A 14,199-nucleotide genomic window follows, 5' to 3' on the forward strand; every position below is an offset into this window, starting at 1 on the left:
ATCACCGGCACCGACGGCACCGCAACCAACGGGACCACCGACGCGGCACTGACCGCCGACGCAACCCTGGCAGCAACGCTCAACACCGCCACCACCGGGGCAGACAGCAACACCGCTGACAGCAACCTCGCCACCGCCGCCGCGGCCGACCTCACCCTCGGCCTCACCACCGGCAGCGACATCGCTGGCGGTGACATCACCGGCACCGACGGCACCGCAACCAACGGGACCACCGACGCGGCACTGACCGCCGACGCAACCCTGGCAGCAACGCTCGACGCCGCCACCACCGGGGCAGACAGCAACACCGCTGACAGCAACCTCGCCACCGCCGCCGCGGCCGACCTCACCCTCGGCCTCATCCTGGGCACGGGCACCGAAGGCACCACCGGTGGTGACACCAGCGGTACCGGCACCAACGGCACTGACGCGAGTGGCAGCACCGGCTCAGGCGACGATGGTCTCCTCGGCGTGCAGGGTTCCGGGGGCGCCGGAACTGACGGCAGCGGTTCGGCGGCCGGGGCTGTTGTCGGCGCCACCGCATCCAACGGGGCCGGCGGCATGATGGGCGCCGCGGCCGCGGGTTCCACATCTGTGGGTGGCGCGATTGCCGTGGCTCCAGTTGCTGCCGGCACCAGCAGCGCACAGGGTTCCGCCGGCCTGGCGGCAACCGGCGCGGACGCCTCGCTGGCTCCGCTTGCCCTGCTCCTCGTGTTCGCAGGACTCCTGATGCTCCGCAGGCGGAACGCGGTTTAGGACCGCAACCGGCACCGCATCAGACACCCGGACAGGAAGGAGGACCAGACCACCAGAGGCACCTGTAAAGCAAAACATGTCATCAGCACACATGTTCTTGTAGCCGGTGGTCCGGCGGCGAACACGCTTCATTGTTGCCGCCGGACCGTCGGCGCGCCCCGGTCCGCCCAGAGAGAGTCCGCAACCAGTTCTCCCCCATGGCCCGTATAATTTTAGGTACGACAGTGCCGCAGCGCACCGGGAGGAACGGGACATGGTGGCGGAATCGCCGAGCTCCATCAAGAATGAAGTGGTTGGCGGACGCTACCGATTGGGGGACGTCATAGGCCGCGGCGGGATGTCATCCGTCTACTGCGCGCACGACGAAAACCTCCATCGGGACGTGGCCCTGAAGCTCTTCGCACCCCAGGCGCCGGACGCCGAGGAACTCAAACGGCAGGAAGCGGAAATCCAGCTTCTGGCCACCCTCAACCACCCCGGACTCGTCACCCTTTTCGATGCCGGAATCGACACCCGCGTCCCGGATGAGCCACGTCCCTTCCTCACCATGGAACTCGTGGAAGGGCAGGACCTTCGCAGCCGCATCCGGCACAGCCGGGTTCCGCTGGAAGAGCTGGCCGTGATCGGTGCAGGCATCGCCGACGCCCTCGCCTACGTCCACGGCCTGGGAATCATCCACCGCGACATCAAACCCGGCAACATCCTGCTGGTCCAGATCCGCCCCGGCGAACCACTCCGTCCCAAGCTCACGGACTTCGGCATCGCCAGGATCGTGGACGCCACCCGACTGACGGCCACAGGCACAATGGTGGGCACCGCCGCCTACCTCAGCCCCGAGCAGGCCATGGGACAGCCGCTCTCCCCTGCTACGGACATCTATTCGTTCGGCCTGGTTCTGCTCGAATGCATCAAGGGCTCCGTCGAATATCCAGGCGGCGCCGTGGAATCCGCGGTAGCCCGGCTGCACCGCGCCCCGGAAATTCCGGAGGACGTCCCGGCTGAGTGGGCGGACCTGATCCGCTCAATGACCGCATTGGATCCTCTGGACCGTCCCGCCGCGGAGGACATCGAAACCGTCCTGCGGCAGGCGCTCGTCTCCCCCGCGTCCACGCCCGGGGAACTCGTGGCGGAAACCACCCGCGTTCTCCCGGCCATGCCGCTCCGGCCGCCCACCATCACCGCCGAGGAGTCGGTGGACGACCTCCAACAGGCCGCGGCCGCCGGCCCGCTGACTCCCGGGAAGCGCCGCCGGCGCGCGGCGTCGTCCCGCTCCAGGGGCTTCTGGATCGCGGTGACACTCGCAGCCGTGGTGGCCCTGGCGGCGGTGGCTGCACTGATGATGAGCCTGTCCACCCAGAGCACTCCCGACGTCGTGCCCTACCCCACGGTGACCGGGACGCTGGGCGCCCATCTTGAGGAACTGCAGGAAAGTGTCAAGCCGTGACGCGCGCGTGGATTGGCGTGGTGCTCGCCGTTACCCTGCTGACCGGGTGTGCGCAGGCCGAAACCGGGCTGGAGCGGGACACCGCCCGGCAGCTTCAGGCCAGGGTACTGGAGATCACGCAGGCGTCGTCCCAGAACAAGCCCGAGGCTGCCCTGAAGGCCCTGGACGGACTGGAAGCAGAGCTCAGGGAAGCAAAGGACAGCGGCAGCATCACTGAAGAGCGGCACCGCAGCATCACCACGATCGCGACGGCGGTCCGGGCAGACCTGGAGCGTGCCATCGCCGCCGCGAAGACCACGCCCAGGCCTTCCGCGACCCCCAGCGCGCAGCCCAGCGCCCCGGCAACGCCGGACACCGCAGAGTCGTCCGGACCAGCTTCCGCGGAAACCGACAGGAACGACGGGAAAAAGCCCGGGACGCCGGACCAAAGAGGCAAGGACAAGGACTAGGAGGCGGACGACGCCGGTGCGCCTCCTCGCGCCGGCGCCTCCTCTGCGTTGTCCCCTGCTGCGTTCCTCGCCCGTTCCCGGACCAGCCTCAGTACCGCTGCGGCCGCCGGCCAGGCACCGCCGCCCCGGCGCGTGCGGGCATAAGCCCGCATCCGCAGGTCAGGGCTGATCAGCGGCAACAGGGCCACTCCTTCGCGTGGTGCCCGGTCGGCGGGCAGCAGGCCCACCCCCATGCCGGCGATGATCAGGTCCTCCACCAGTTCCAGGCTGTCCGCCTGGTGCCGCACCCGGATTTCGAACCCCGCCATCGAGGACACCAGCCGCAACACTTCCTCGTCGGCGCTGTTACGGGAATTGCCGATCCAGTCTGCGTCACGGAGGCTGCGGAACAGGTCCGGTGCGGGCAGCGGCCGCTCCCCGGGCGCGGACCGCACGAGGGTTCCCTGAGCGGCTGCCGCGCCCGCCGGCACGCCCAGGCTCCACGGTGTGCTCCACAGGCGCGTGGATTCGAAGTCCGCGGCGCTGCCGTCAGGCGCCAGATTGTAGTCATAGGTCAGGGCCAGATCCACCGCATCCGCAGCCAACAGTCCAAGCGCCTCTGCCGGTTCGTGTTCCCGGACATCGATGCGTACCTCCGGGTGGATCCGTGCCAAGTCTCCGACGATAGGCATCAGCACCTTCCGGACCGCGGTAGCGAAGCCCGCCACCCGAACGGTCCCGGCAGGTTCGGTGCGCGGATCGAGCTCTGCTGTTGCTGCCTCCACCGAAGCAAGGATGTCCACGGCGCGTTCGGCCAGGCGGCGCCCTGCGGGGGTGAGCCGGACGCCGCGGCCAGCAGGTTCCAGAAGCGGTGTTCCCACTTCACGGGCCAGGGCAGACAGTTGCTGTGAGACCGTGGAGGTGGTGGTGGCGAGGATGTCAGCGACGTTCCGCATGGAGCCGTGCCGCGCAAAAGCCACGAGCACTTCCAGCCGGCGGGTTTCCATCCACCCATTGTCCACGAATCCTGAACGGTTTGCCAATATTTATCACGTGGACGTGAAGGGTTCGGGGCGGTTCTACTTGATCCATGGGAATTTCAACACTGACGGCCGGGGGCCGCCTTACAGGAGCCGGGGCGGGAACTGCAATGGCCGGCGCAGCGATGGTCTTTGTCCAATTGGGCCTTGCGGCCTCGGTAGGCCTGGCGGACCGGTTGGGCCCGGACGGCGTGGCCTGGCTACGGCTGTCCTGGGCTGCGTTGATCCTGATTGCCGTGGCGCGGCCGTGGCGCACCGGGCTGAGCGGCAGCGGCCTCATCACCTGTGTCCTGTTGGGCCTGGTCACTGCAGGAATGACGCTGCTGTTCATGGCGGCGGCAGTCCGGATTCCGCTGGGCACAGCCAGTGCCCTCGAGTTCCTGGGCCCGCTGGCCGTGGCGGTGATCAGGGGCCGGGCGGCCGGGAGGTGGTGGGCGCTGGTCGCCGCCGTCGGGGTGGCTGCCCTGACCGAGCCGTGGCACGGCGGCGCGGACGTACCCGGGATCCTCTTCGCGCTGGGGGCAGGTGCCTGCTGGGCGGCCTACATCCTCCTGACCCAGCGCGCCGGTGACGAGGCAAGCGGCCTCCAGGCCCTGGCCATCTCCATGCCGGTCGCGGCCCTGGCCACTACGGTGGTGGCGGGTCCCGCCGTTGTGGGACTTCTTGACTGGGGCATCCTGCTGGCCGGTGCAGGACTGGCACTGCTGATGCCCGTCATCCCTTTCAGCCTGGAGCTCTTGGCCCTGCGGCGGCTGAAGGCGGCTGCGTTCGGCACGCTGATGAGCGTGGAGCCGGCCATCGCGGCCGTCATCGGCCTGGCCGTCCTGGGGCAAGTGCCGGGGCCCACGGTCCTGGCCGGGATCGCTTTGGTGGTGGCCGCCGGCGTGGGTGTGACGCTGCAGGGTGCCCGTGAGCCGGTCGCCCCCAAGCCAGGCGCCGGGTCACCGGCAAACGGGTCACCGGCAGACGACGCCGGCACCCGCCTGTTGAGCCAATAACGCCAGAGGCGGTGCACCGGGTTGTCCGGTGCACCGCCTCTGGTACGCGCCGCATCAGCCGCGGCGGAACGGGAATTAACCCAGGGTTGCCAGAACCTTGTTCAGGGTGGCGGACGGACGCATCACGGCGGACGTCCTGGTGTTGTCCGGGTGGTAGTACCCACCGATGTCCACCGGCGAGCCCTGGACTTCAGCCAGCTCGCCCACAATGGTTTCCTCCTGGGAGGACAAAGCGTCGGCAACCGCGCCGAAGGAGGCGGCCAGGCCGGCGTCGTCCGTCTGCTTGGCCAGTTCTTCCGCCCAGTAGCGGGCCAGGAAGTAGTGGCTGCCGCGGTTGTCCAGCTCGCCGGCGCGGCGGCTCGGGGACTTATTCTCCAGCAGGAAGGTGCCGGTGGCGCGGTCCAGGGTGTCGGCCAGGATCTGGGCGCGCTTGTTGTCCGTGGTGGTGGCCAGGTGCTCGAAGCTGACGGCAAGGGCAAGGAACTCGCCGAGGCTGTCCCAGCGCAGGTGGTTTTCCTTGAGCAGCTGCTGGACGTGCTTCGGGGCGGAGCCGCCGGCACCGGTCTCGAAGAGTCCGCCGCCGTTCATCAGCGGAACGATGGACAGCATCTTGGCGCTGGTACCCAGTTCCAGGATGGGGAACAGGTCCGTGAGGTAGTCGCGGAGCACGTTGCCGGAGACGGAGATGGTGTCCTGGCCCTTGCGGATGCGCTCCAGGGTAAAGGCAATGGCCTTGACCGGGGACATGATGCGGATGTCCAGGCCCTCGGTGTCATGGTCCTTAAGGTACTCGTTGACCTTGGCGATGAGGTTGGCGTCGTGGGCACGCTCCTCGTCCAGCCAGAACACGGCGGGCGTCTGGGAGGCGCGGGCGCGGGTGACAGCCAGCTTGACCCAGTCGCGGATGGGCAGGTCCTTGGTCTGGCAGGCGCGCCAGATATCGCCCTCGGAGACCTGGTGTTCGATCAGCACGTTGCCAGCGCCGTCAACAATCTGGACGGTACCGGCTTCCTGGATTTCGAAGGTCTTGTCGTGGCTGCCGTATTCCTCGGCGGCCTGCGCCATGAGGCCGACGTTAGGAACAGTACCCATGGTGGTGGGGTCGTAGGCACCGTTGGCACGGCAGTCATCGATGACCACCTGGTAGATCCCGGCGTAAGAGCTGTCCGGCAGGACAGCCAGGGTGTCGGCTTCCTTGCCGTCCGGGCCCCACATGTGGCCGGAGCTGCGGATCATGGCCGGCATGGAGGCGTCCACGATGACGTCGGACGGGACGTTAAGGGTGGTGATGCCCTTGTCCGAGTCCACCATGGCCAGCGCCGGGCCGTCTTCGAGACCCTTCTTGATGAGGTTCTGCACGCCTTCGCGGACGTCCGCGGGCAGGTCCTCGAGGCTGCTGAGGATGGCGGCCAGGCCGTTGTTCGGGCTGATGCCGGCGGCGGAAAGCTGCTTGCCGTAGGTCTCGAACAGCTCGGCAAAGTACGCCTTGACCACGTGGCCGAAGATGATCGGGTCGGAAACCTTCATCATGGTGGCCTTCAGGTGGGCGGAAAACAGTACGCCCTCTTCCTTGGCACGGGCCACCTGGGCCTTGAGGAACTCGTCCAAGGCGGCTGCGCGCATCACGGTACCGTCGATGACCTCACCGGCCTGGACCGGGAACGCCTTCTTCAGGACCTTGACCGAGCCGTCTTCGCGGACCAGCTGGATGCTGATGGTGCCCTCGGAGTCCATGACCACGGATTTCTCGTTGGAGCGGAAGTCGTCACGGCCCATGGTGGCCACGTTGGTCTTGGAGTCGGCGGTCCAGGCGCCCATGGAGTGCGGGTTCTGGCGCGCGTAGTTCTTGACGGACAGCGGCGCACGGCGGTCAGAGTTACCCTCGCGCAGGACCGGGTTCACTGCGGAGCCCTTGATCTTGTCGTAGCGGGAGCGGACGGCGGTTTCCTCGTCCGAGGAGGGGTTGTCCGGGTAATCCGGCAGTGCGTAGCCCTGGGACTGGAGTTCCGCGATGGCGGCCTTCAGCTGCGGGATGGAGGCGCTGATGTTGGGCAGTTTGATGATGTTGGCTTCCGGCGTCTTCGCCAGCTCGCCCAGTTCAGCAAGGGCGTCACCGATCTGCTGCTCCGGGGTCAGGTAGTCACCAAAAACGGCGATGATGCGGCCGGCGAGCGATATGTCGCGGGTCTCCACCTCCACACCTGCGGTCGAAGCAAAAGCCTCGATGATGGGCAGGAACGAATAGGTAGCCAGCATCGGCGCTTCGTCGGTGTGGGTGTAGATAATCTTGGACATGCGCGGGCGTCTCCCTGTGGGTCGGCTAGGTTGTGAAATATAGGTCTGTTTCACCATCTCTAACTTACCCGAGTACATCCGTTTGAACCCCACCGACGGGCCTCGATTACCCCGCCCCGTGACAGCATTACAGCCATACACGATAGGTCACTACTATTTACAAAGTTGTAATATCGCGGTAGGTTCGCTACGTCAATTCCGGCCCCACAGGGCAGCATTCACCGTTCAGACAGGACAAACATGACACGCACCAGGTCTCTGGCTTCCGGCCTCCTGAGCCTCTCGGCGGCTGCCGTTCTGGCTCTCACCGGAGTCGGCGGAGCCACCGCCGCGCCGGCGGCATCCGAGGATCAGCAAACCCCGTCCGTCGCCCGCGCCGCCGTCTCCACCTCCGGCGTGACCGACTACTGGACCCCGGAGAAGATGCGCAACGCCATCCCGGGCGATGTCCTCGCCAAGCGGGCCATGGAGCGGGGCAAGGCCAGCGGCGCGGCTGCTGCAATCCAGGGCAAAGCCACCAAGGTTCCCGCCACCAAGGGCAAGCCCACCCTCGCAGGAAACGAGAACCCCGTCCGGCATATCGGCAAGGTGTTCTTCACCATGGGCGGTTACAACTATGTGTGTTCGGGCAACTCCGTGGCCTCCACCAACAAGAGCACCGTGTCCACCGCCGGCCACTGCGTCAACGAGGGCCCCGGCGCCTTCGCCACCAACTTCGTGTTTGTCCCTGCCTATGAGAACGGTGCAGCCCCATACGGCAAGTGGGCCGCCAGCCAGCTTTTCGCCCCCACCGACTGGAGCTCCAAGGGAGACATGACCTACGACACCGGCTTTGCCGTGGTCACCACCAACGCCAGCGGCCAGCGCCTTGGCGATGTTGTGGGCGGCTCCGGTGTTGCCTTCAACCAGGCCCACGGCCTCACCTACAAGGCTTTCGGCTATCCGGCAGCTTCCCCCTTCAACGGCGAGACCCTCAAGAGCTGCACCGGTGCCGCCTCCAACGATCCCTACAACCCGCAGTTCAACAGCCAGGGCATCTCCTGCGACATGACCGGCGGGTCCTCCGGCGGCCCCTGGTTCATCGGCACCAGCTCCAGCGGTGTGCAGAACTCCGTGAACAGCTACGGCTACAACCGTATGGCTGTCATGTACGGCCCGTACTGGGGCGATGTCATCCAGTCCACGTACAACAGTGCAGCAACCTCCTGATCCACGGCCGTTCGGGCCGGAGCACCCCGGCCCGGACACCGTCAGCAGTTCACCGGTGAACCCGGCACCCGAGGAAAGCCTCGAGTACTGGACACCGGAACGCATGGCGGAGGCCAAACCACGCGAAGTGGTCCTGCCGGAACCGGAAACTTCGGAGCCTGCCGACCCGGACTCCCGGTAGCAGCACCCACGGCGCCCGTTCCCTCTCCAAGGGGACGGGCGCCGTCGTACTTTCAGAGCCGAAGCGAGGTTACGGTGCCGGTGGGGCCTAGTGGAAGAAGTGGCGGGCGCCGGTGAAGTACATGGTGACGCCGGCGGCGTTGGCCGCAGCAATGACTTCCTCATCCCGCACCGAACCGCCGGGCTGCACCACGGCACGGACGCCGGCGTCGACCAGGATCTGCAGGCCGTCAGCAAACGGGAAGAACGCGTCTGAGGCCGCCACTGCGCCGCGGGCGCGCTGCGGTGCGCCTGCACCGCCGGCGTTGGAGGCACCGCCGGCGCCTTCGACGTCGGACTCCACGGTGACGCCCAGCGTGTTGGCCCGCTCCACGGCCAGGCGGCAGGAGTCCAGGCGGTTGACCTGGCCCATGCCGATGCCGACGGCGGCGCCGTCCTGGGCAAGGAGGATCGCGTTGGACTTTGCGGCACGGCAGGCGGTCCAGGCGAAGGCGAGGTCTGCGAGCGTCTTCTCGTCCGCGGCTTCACCGGCGGCCAGGGTCCAGTTGGCGGGGTTGTCGCCGTCGGCGTCCACCTTGTCGCTGACCTGGACCAGCATGCCGCCGGAGACCTGGCGGAACTCCGTGGGGTACCGGCCGTAGCCTTCGGGCAGGGCGAGCAGGCGGATGTTCTTCTTCTTGGAGAGGATCTCCACGGCCTCCGGCTCGAAGCCCGGGGCGATGACAACCTCGGTGAAGATGTCCTTGACCGTGTTGGCCATGCCCGCGGTCACCTTGCGGTTCGCGGCGATGACGCCGCCGAATGCGGAGACGGGGTCGCAGGCGTGGGCCTTGGCGTGGGCATCGGCGATGGGGTCGGCGGCGTCCGCCGACCCTACGGCCACACCGCACGGGTTGGCGTGCTTGATGATGGCAACGGCGGGTTCGCTGAAGTCGTAGGCGGCGCGCAGTGCAGCGTCCGCGTCCACGAAGTTGTTGTAGCTCATGGCCTTGCCGTGCAGCTGGTCGGCCTGGGCGATGCCCACCGGCGCGGCCTTGTCCACGTACAGGGCGGCCTGCTGGTGCGGGTTCTCGCCGTAGCGCAGCACCTCGGAGCGTTCCAGCGACAGGCCGGCGTAGGCGGGCCAGTCGATGGTGCCGTCGCCGTCCTCGTCCAGGAACTGGCTGGCGGTCCACGTGGCAACGGCGTTGTCGTAGGACGCCGTGTGGGCGAAGGCTTTGGCTGCCAGGCGCCGGCGGGTCTTCAGGTCGAAACCGCCTTCAGCGGCCGCGGTGACCACCTGGCCGTAGAAGGACGGGTCCACCACAATGGCGACGGCGGCATGGTTCTTCGCGGCCGACCGCACCATGGCGGGACCTCCGATGTCGATCTGCTCCACGACGTCATCCTGGCCGGCGCCGGACTTGACCGTCTCCACGAACGGGTAGAGGTTCACCACCACCAGGTCGAAGGCTTCGATCTCCATGCTGGCCAGGGTGTCCATGTGGGCAGGCACGCGGCGGTCGGCGAGGATGCCGCCGTGAACGCGCGGGTGCAGGGTCTTGACGCGGCCGTCCAGCATCTCCGGGGAACCAGTGACTTCTTCCACCTCCTGGACCGGGATCCCGGCGGCGGCGATCTTCTTGGCGGTGGACCCGGTGGAGACGAGCTTCACGCCGGCAGCGTGCAGGCCCTGGGCGAGCTCCTCCAGACCGGTCTTGTCGTAAACCGAGATCAGCGCCCGGCGGATGGGAACACGGTCGATGGATACGCGCTCATGCTGCGTGAAGCTCACAAATGTCTCCGTCTTATCTCGCGGACCGGTGCCGCGGTTGGTGGGGATAGGGCCAGCTTATCGCGAAGCGGCCGTTGCCCCGCGTGTCCGCAGGACTGTGAACAGCTGCGGCCCGGGCTAGAGTTTTCACAGGAGGCTGCAATGAACATTTACACCACGGTGCCCAGCGGCGAACAGGTGGTCCAGGAACTGCCCTGGCGGTGGAAGGTCCAGGGGCGGATCTTCCTGATCGGCGGACTTGGCTTCATGTTCGACGCCTGGGATGTAACGCTGAACGGCATCCTCATTCCGCTGCTTTCCAAGCACTGGGCGCTGACACCCGGTGAAGCCGCGTGGGTGGGCACCTCCAACCTGATCGGGATGGCCCTGGGTGCGTTCATCTGGGGAACCATCGCGGACACCATCGGGCGCAAGAAGGCTTTCACCGCGACCCTGCTGATCTTTTCCCTCTTCACGGTTCTGGGCGCCTTCTCCCCCGACTTCATCTGGTTCTGCGTGTTCCGCTTCATGGCTGGATTCGGGCTGGGCGGCTGCATCCCGGTGGACTATGCGCTGGTGGGCGAGTTCACGCCCCGGAAGCAGCGCGGCAGGGTCCTCACCGCGATGGACGGCTGGTGGCCGGTGGGCGCGGCGATGGCAGGGTTTGTCTCGGCCGGCCTGATGGCTTGGTTCGCCGACTGGCGGTTCACCATGCTGGTGATGGTCCTGCCGGCCCTCCTGGTGTTCTGGGTCCGGCGCAGCGTCCCGGAGTCCCCGCTGTTCCTCATCCGCAAAGGCCGGCGGGAGGAGGCGGCCCGGGTTATCGACGGCCTGGTTGCCGCCACCGGCGCAGAGGCCCGGGCCTACAGCCTGCCGGATGCGCAGTCCGTTCCCCGGCTGTCCGCCGGGAGTGCGTGGCAGCAGCTGCGGCTGGTGTGGCAGTTCAACTGGAAGATCACCGCGGCTGCCTGGTCCCTGTTCTTTAGCATCCTGCTGGTCTACTACCTGGCCCTGACCTGGATGCCTCGCATCCTCATTGGGGCCGGGTTCGCCGAGTACAAGGCCTTTGTCACCACGGCCTCCATGGCCGCCGTCGGACTCCTGGGCGTGGTGGCCGCCGCCCTGCTGGTGGAGCGCGTGGGCCGCAAGTGGATCCTGGCCATCACCGGCCCGCTGTCCGCGCTCACCCTGGTGATTGTCGCCGTCGTGGTTGATATCCCCACCGCGGCCGTGTTCTGGCTGCTGGCGTTCGGGTTCGTGGTGCAGGTGGCCATCCCCGTCCTCTACGCCTATGTTTCCGAGCTTTACCCCACCGAGCTGCGCGGCACCGGTTTTGGCTGGGCGTCCACGTTCTCGCGGCTGGGAGCCGGTTTTGGGCCGCTGGTCTTTGCGAACTACTTCTGGCCGGAGCTGGGCCTGGCCACGTCCTTCGCGCTGGCCGGGGCGCTGGTGCTGCTGGCCGTCATCTGGATGGCGTTTTTCTCGCCGGAGACCAAGCAGCGGCGGCTGGAGTAGGACCCGTTGTCGGCGCGCAGGCACCGAATCCGCGCGCCGAAAAAGCTTAGGCCCGGGCGGCGGCCAGCTCTGCCAGGGCTGCAACCAGCAGCCGGCGCTCCACCACCTTGATCCGCTCATGCAGGGTTTCTTCGGTGTCGCCGTCCTCAATTGCCACCGCTTCCTGGGCGATGATGGGGCCGGTATCCACGCCGGCATCCGCCCAGTGCACGGTGCAGCCGGTGACCTTGACACCGTAGGCCATCGCATCCCGCACACCATGTGCACCCGGGAATGCCGGCAGCAGCGCGGGGTGGGTGTTCAGGTACTTGCCGTCGAAGGCGCCGATGAATTCGGGGCTGACGATCCGCATGAACCCTGAGGAAACCACCACGTCCGGCGCGTAGGACCCTACGGCTTCGGTCAGCGCACCATTCCAGTCGGCACGGTCCGCGTAGGCCTTGAAGTCCACCACGAACGTGGGGATGCCGGCGGCCGCGGACCGTTCAACGCCGTACGTTCCCGGCCGGTCGGCGCCTACGGCGGCGATCTCCACGTCCAGTTCCCCGGCCTTGACTGCGTCGATGACCGCCTGGAGGTTGGACCCGGTACCGGAAACGAGGACTACGATGCGCATTGGTCTAGCTTATGGGCACGCTCGCGTACGCTGGAAAACATGAACACCCCGCCGGACCCGGGCGCACAGCAGCGCAGCAAACCTCCGCTCAGCGATGCTGCAAAGGCCTCCCTGGCCAGGACCCACACCCTGTTCCGGGTCTTTGTCCTGACCGTGCTGGGCGCGTTCTTCGTGTACCAGCTGGACGTCAGCCATCTGTGGCTTACCGCCCTCCTGACAGCAGCGGGTCTGGTTCTGGGCGTGGTGCTCCTGATCCGTTGGGCACGGCTGAAGGAGTCCCGGCTGGTGCTGGCGGGGACCATCTCCGGGATGGTGGTGTCGGTGCTCATGGTGCTGATCATCTTGGTTAGTGCGGTGTTTTTCGAGCCGGTGCGCGCGTACCAGGACTGCTCCCGCCAAGCGCTTACGGAGCAGGCACTGTCGACGTGCCGGGTGGACCTGGAACGCTCGCTTCCTGCCCGGCTGCGGTAGCCGCTGCCCTCAGGATACCTGGGCGGGTTCGGCCCTAGCAGCCTGCTCGCGTTCCAGCCAGGGCCCGGCCGCGTAGCCAATCACAACGCCGACCCCCACTTCCGCGGCCAGCCAGGCTGCCATCCAGAATGGGTCGGGCCCTATGTCGGTAAGGCGGCCGATGCCGGCCGAACCGTGTGCAACCCAGGCCAGTGCCATCGCCAAAACACCGGCCACCAGTCCGGCCAGGACGGCAAGGACCAGGGTTGAAACCGAGGCCGTGAACCAGCGGGCGCGGACCTTGATGGACAGCCACTCGTCAAAGTGGTTCTCCCCCTCGCGCAGGAACCACCAGCCGCCGAGGACCCCGGCGAGGACCGGAATGATGAGGACCGCGAACGCATATTCGAGCGGTCCCGACGGAATAGCAGCCAGGACGGGAATGGAAGGCAGCGGACCCACCGCTGTTGCCAGCGGACCCACCTGGGAGCCAACCCCCATGGCAAAGCCTGCCCCGGACGACCAGGCGAGGGTCAGGATCACCAGGTTGGGAAGGAACCCCAGTTGCGCGATGGTGAGGACGGCACCTCCGATGATCCCGGCGTCGAGCGCTTCATAGACAGACACCACGAGGTTCCAGTGGACGAAGAGGTCCATGGCTAGCAGGAAGGCGGCAAGCGCCACGGCCGCGACGGCGGCAACGAACCCGGCCTTGACCACCGAGGCGATGTAGGAGCCTGCCCAGCGCGAATGCTGGCTGGTGCGGGAGATCCAGTCCACTGCGTCCACGCCGATGAGCCTGCTCCACGAGCCGGCTTCACGGCGGGCGCCGATGATCATGCCCAGCGCGAACGGGATGAGCGGAACCAGGAGTGCGTGCAAGGGATTGATGCCCACATCGGCGGTGCGGCAGACGAAACCGGTGGCCGTTCCGAATGCGGCGTAGACCGCCCAGGATCCCAGGAGTGCCTGCCACAACTGGTCCGAATAGGAGGCCCGTGCCAGCCGGCGGCCGGCCCGCCAGGCAAGCAGGAACGGGACGAGGGTCAGCCCGAGCGGAATGAGGGTGAGGACGCCCGAGTCGATGCTGGCGGCAGCTTCGGAGCCGCCGCCGGAGAGCTCCAGCGGGACGCCGTGGACCAGCAGCCAGGACTGGCCGGCCAGCCTCGCCAAGGTAGCGAAGTCGCCGTGCTGGAATCCGGCGGCGGCCCACACTGCGACGATGGGGGCGATGACCGCGAGCGCGGAAATGATGGCGGCCTGCGCCGTTTCGAGGGCGCCCTGCAGCCACAACGGCATGGGAAGGCCACGGTCTCCGGTCTGATCAGCACGCAGTTTCATCGTGCTCAATGGTGCCACGGCAAGCCCTCCGCGCCGGTGACCGACAGGCTTCGCGGCCCGCCGTTCCCGGGCCCGCGGAGGCACCATTCGCGAGCTTTTTCCCCGTGCTGGCCGTAAAATTGCAGGTAACCGTAACCAGTGTCACATCCGCCGGCGTGTTCTCATGGTGCCCTG

11 protein-coding genes and 1 pseudogene are annotated in these 14,199 nt (G+C 67.2%); 7 read left to right on the forward strand and 5 right to left on the reverse strand.

Annotated features, from left to right (window positions below):
* The 3 genes and pseudogenes from ACIQCN_RS13150 to ACIQCN_RS13160 form a co-directional block, all read left to right on the forward strand.
* Nucleotides 1-756 (forward strand): annotated as a pseudogene (locus ACIQCN_RS13150) (hypothetical protein); the annotation flags it as partial.
* Between the two features lie 253 nt (nt 757-1,009).
* Nucleotides 1,010-2,200, forward strand: coding sequence for a serine/threonine-protein kinase (locus ACIQCN_RS13155; RefSeq protein WP_400611289.1), 1,191 nt, complete (start codon nt 1,010-1,012; stop codon nt 2,198-2,200).
* Nucleotides 2,197-2,649 carry an FIMAH domain-containing protein gene (locus tag ACIQCN_RS13160; RefSeq protein WP_400605731.1) on the forward strand — a complete coding sequence of 151 codons (453 nt, stop codon included), beginning with the start codon at nt 2,197-2,199 and terminating at the stop codon, nt 2,647-2,649. Before ACIQCN_RS13155 ends, ACIQCN_RS13160 begins: the two co-directional genes overlap by 4 nt.
* Here the strand turns inward: ACIQCN_RS13160 and ACIQCN_RS13165 are convergent.
* Nucleotides 2,646-3,635 (reverse strand): LysR family transcriptional regulator, encoded by a 990-nt coding sequence (locus tag ACIQCN_RS13165; RefSeq protein WP_400611290.1) that lies wholly within the window; start codon nt 3,633-3,635, stop codon nt 2,646-2,648. The two genes, ACIQCN_RS13160 and ACIQCN_RS13165, sit on opposite strands and share 4 nt — an antisense overlap.
* 83 nt (nt 3,636-3,718) lie before the next feature.
* Between ACIQCN_RS13165 and ACIQCN_RS13170 the strand changes: the two genes are divergently transcribed.
* Nucleotides 3,719-4,666: an EamA family transporter gene (locus ACIQCN_RS13170; RefSeq protein ID WP_400605727.1), complete on the forward strand. Its 948-nt coding sequence runs from the start codon at nt 3,719-3,721 to the stop codon at nt 4,664-4,666.
* A 75-nt stretch (nt 4,667-4,741) separates the two neighbouring features.
* On the opposite strand, the gene ACIQCN_RS13175 is transcribed toward ACIQCN_RS13170, so the two are convergent.
* Nucleotides 4,742-6,961 carry an NADP-dependent isocitrate dehydrogenase gene (locus ACIQCN_RS13175; protein ID WP_400611291.1) on the reverse strand — a complete coding sequence of 740 codons (2,220 nt, stop codon included), beginning with the start codon at nt 6,959-6,961 and terminating at the stop codon, nt 4,742-4,744.
* Between the two features lie 240 nt (nt 6,962-7,201).
* Between ACIQCN_RS13175 and ACIQCN_RS13180 the strand changes: the two genes are divergently transcribed.
* A complete protein-coding gene (locus tag ACIQCN_RS13180; protein ID WP_400611292.1) occupies nt 7,202-8,170 on the forward strand; it encodes a trypsin-like serine peptidase in 969 nt (322 codons plus the stop codon).
* Between the two features lie 268 nt (nt 8,171-8,438).
* Here ACIQCN_RS13180 and purH read toward each other — a convergent pair whose 3' ends face one another.
* Complete coding sequence (gene purH, locus ACIQCN_RS13185) at nt 8,439-10,124, reverse strand: bifunctional phosphoribosylaminoimidazolecarboxamide formyltransferase/IMP cyclohydrolase (protein WP_400611293.1); 1,686 nt, start codon at nt 10,122-10,124, stop codon at nt 8,439-8,441.
* 141 nt (nt 10,125-10,265) lie between these two features.
* On the opposite strand from purH, the gene ACIQCN_RS13190 reads away from it, so the two are divergent.
* Nucleotides 10,266-11,618, forward strand: coding sequence for an MFS transporter (locus ACIQCN_RS13190; protein WP_400611294.1), 1,353 nt, complete (start codon nt 10,266-10,268; stop codon nt 11,616-11,618).
* Between the two features lie 46 nt (nt 11,619-11,664).
* On the opposite strand, the gene purN is transcribed toward ACIQCN_RS13190, so the two are convergent.
* Entirely contained in the window at nt 11,665-12,234 is a 570-nt protein-coding gene (gene purN / locus ACIQCN_RS13195) for a phosphoribosylglycinamide formyltransferase (RefSeq protein ID WP_400611295.1), read from the reverse strand.
* Nucleotides 12,235-12,273: 39 nt separating this feature from the next.
* Here purN and ACIQCN_RS13200 point away from each other — a divergent pair, with 39 nt between their 5' ends.
* Complete coding sequence (locus ACIQCN_RS13200; protein ID WP_400605714.1) at nt 12,274-12,705, forward strand: hypothetical protein; 432 nt, start codon at nt 12,274-12,276, stop codon at nt 12,703-12,705.
* 9 nt (nt 12,706-12,714) lie between these two features.
* On the opposite strand, the gene ACIQCN_RS13205 is transcribed toward ACIQCN_RS13200, so the two are convergent.
* Complete coding sequence (locus tag ACIQCN_RS13205) at nt 12,715-14,025, reverse strand: DUF6350 family protein (protein WP_400611296.1); 1,311 nt, start codon at nt 14,023-14,025, stop codon at nt 12,715-12,717.
* Nucleotides 14,026-14,199 lie beyond the last annotated feature (174 nt).

The organism is Pseudarthrobacter sp. NPDC092424, from assembly GCF_044754925.1.
GTDB lineage: Bacteria > Actinomycetota > Actinomycetes > Actinomycetales > Micrococcaceae > Arthrobacter.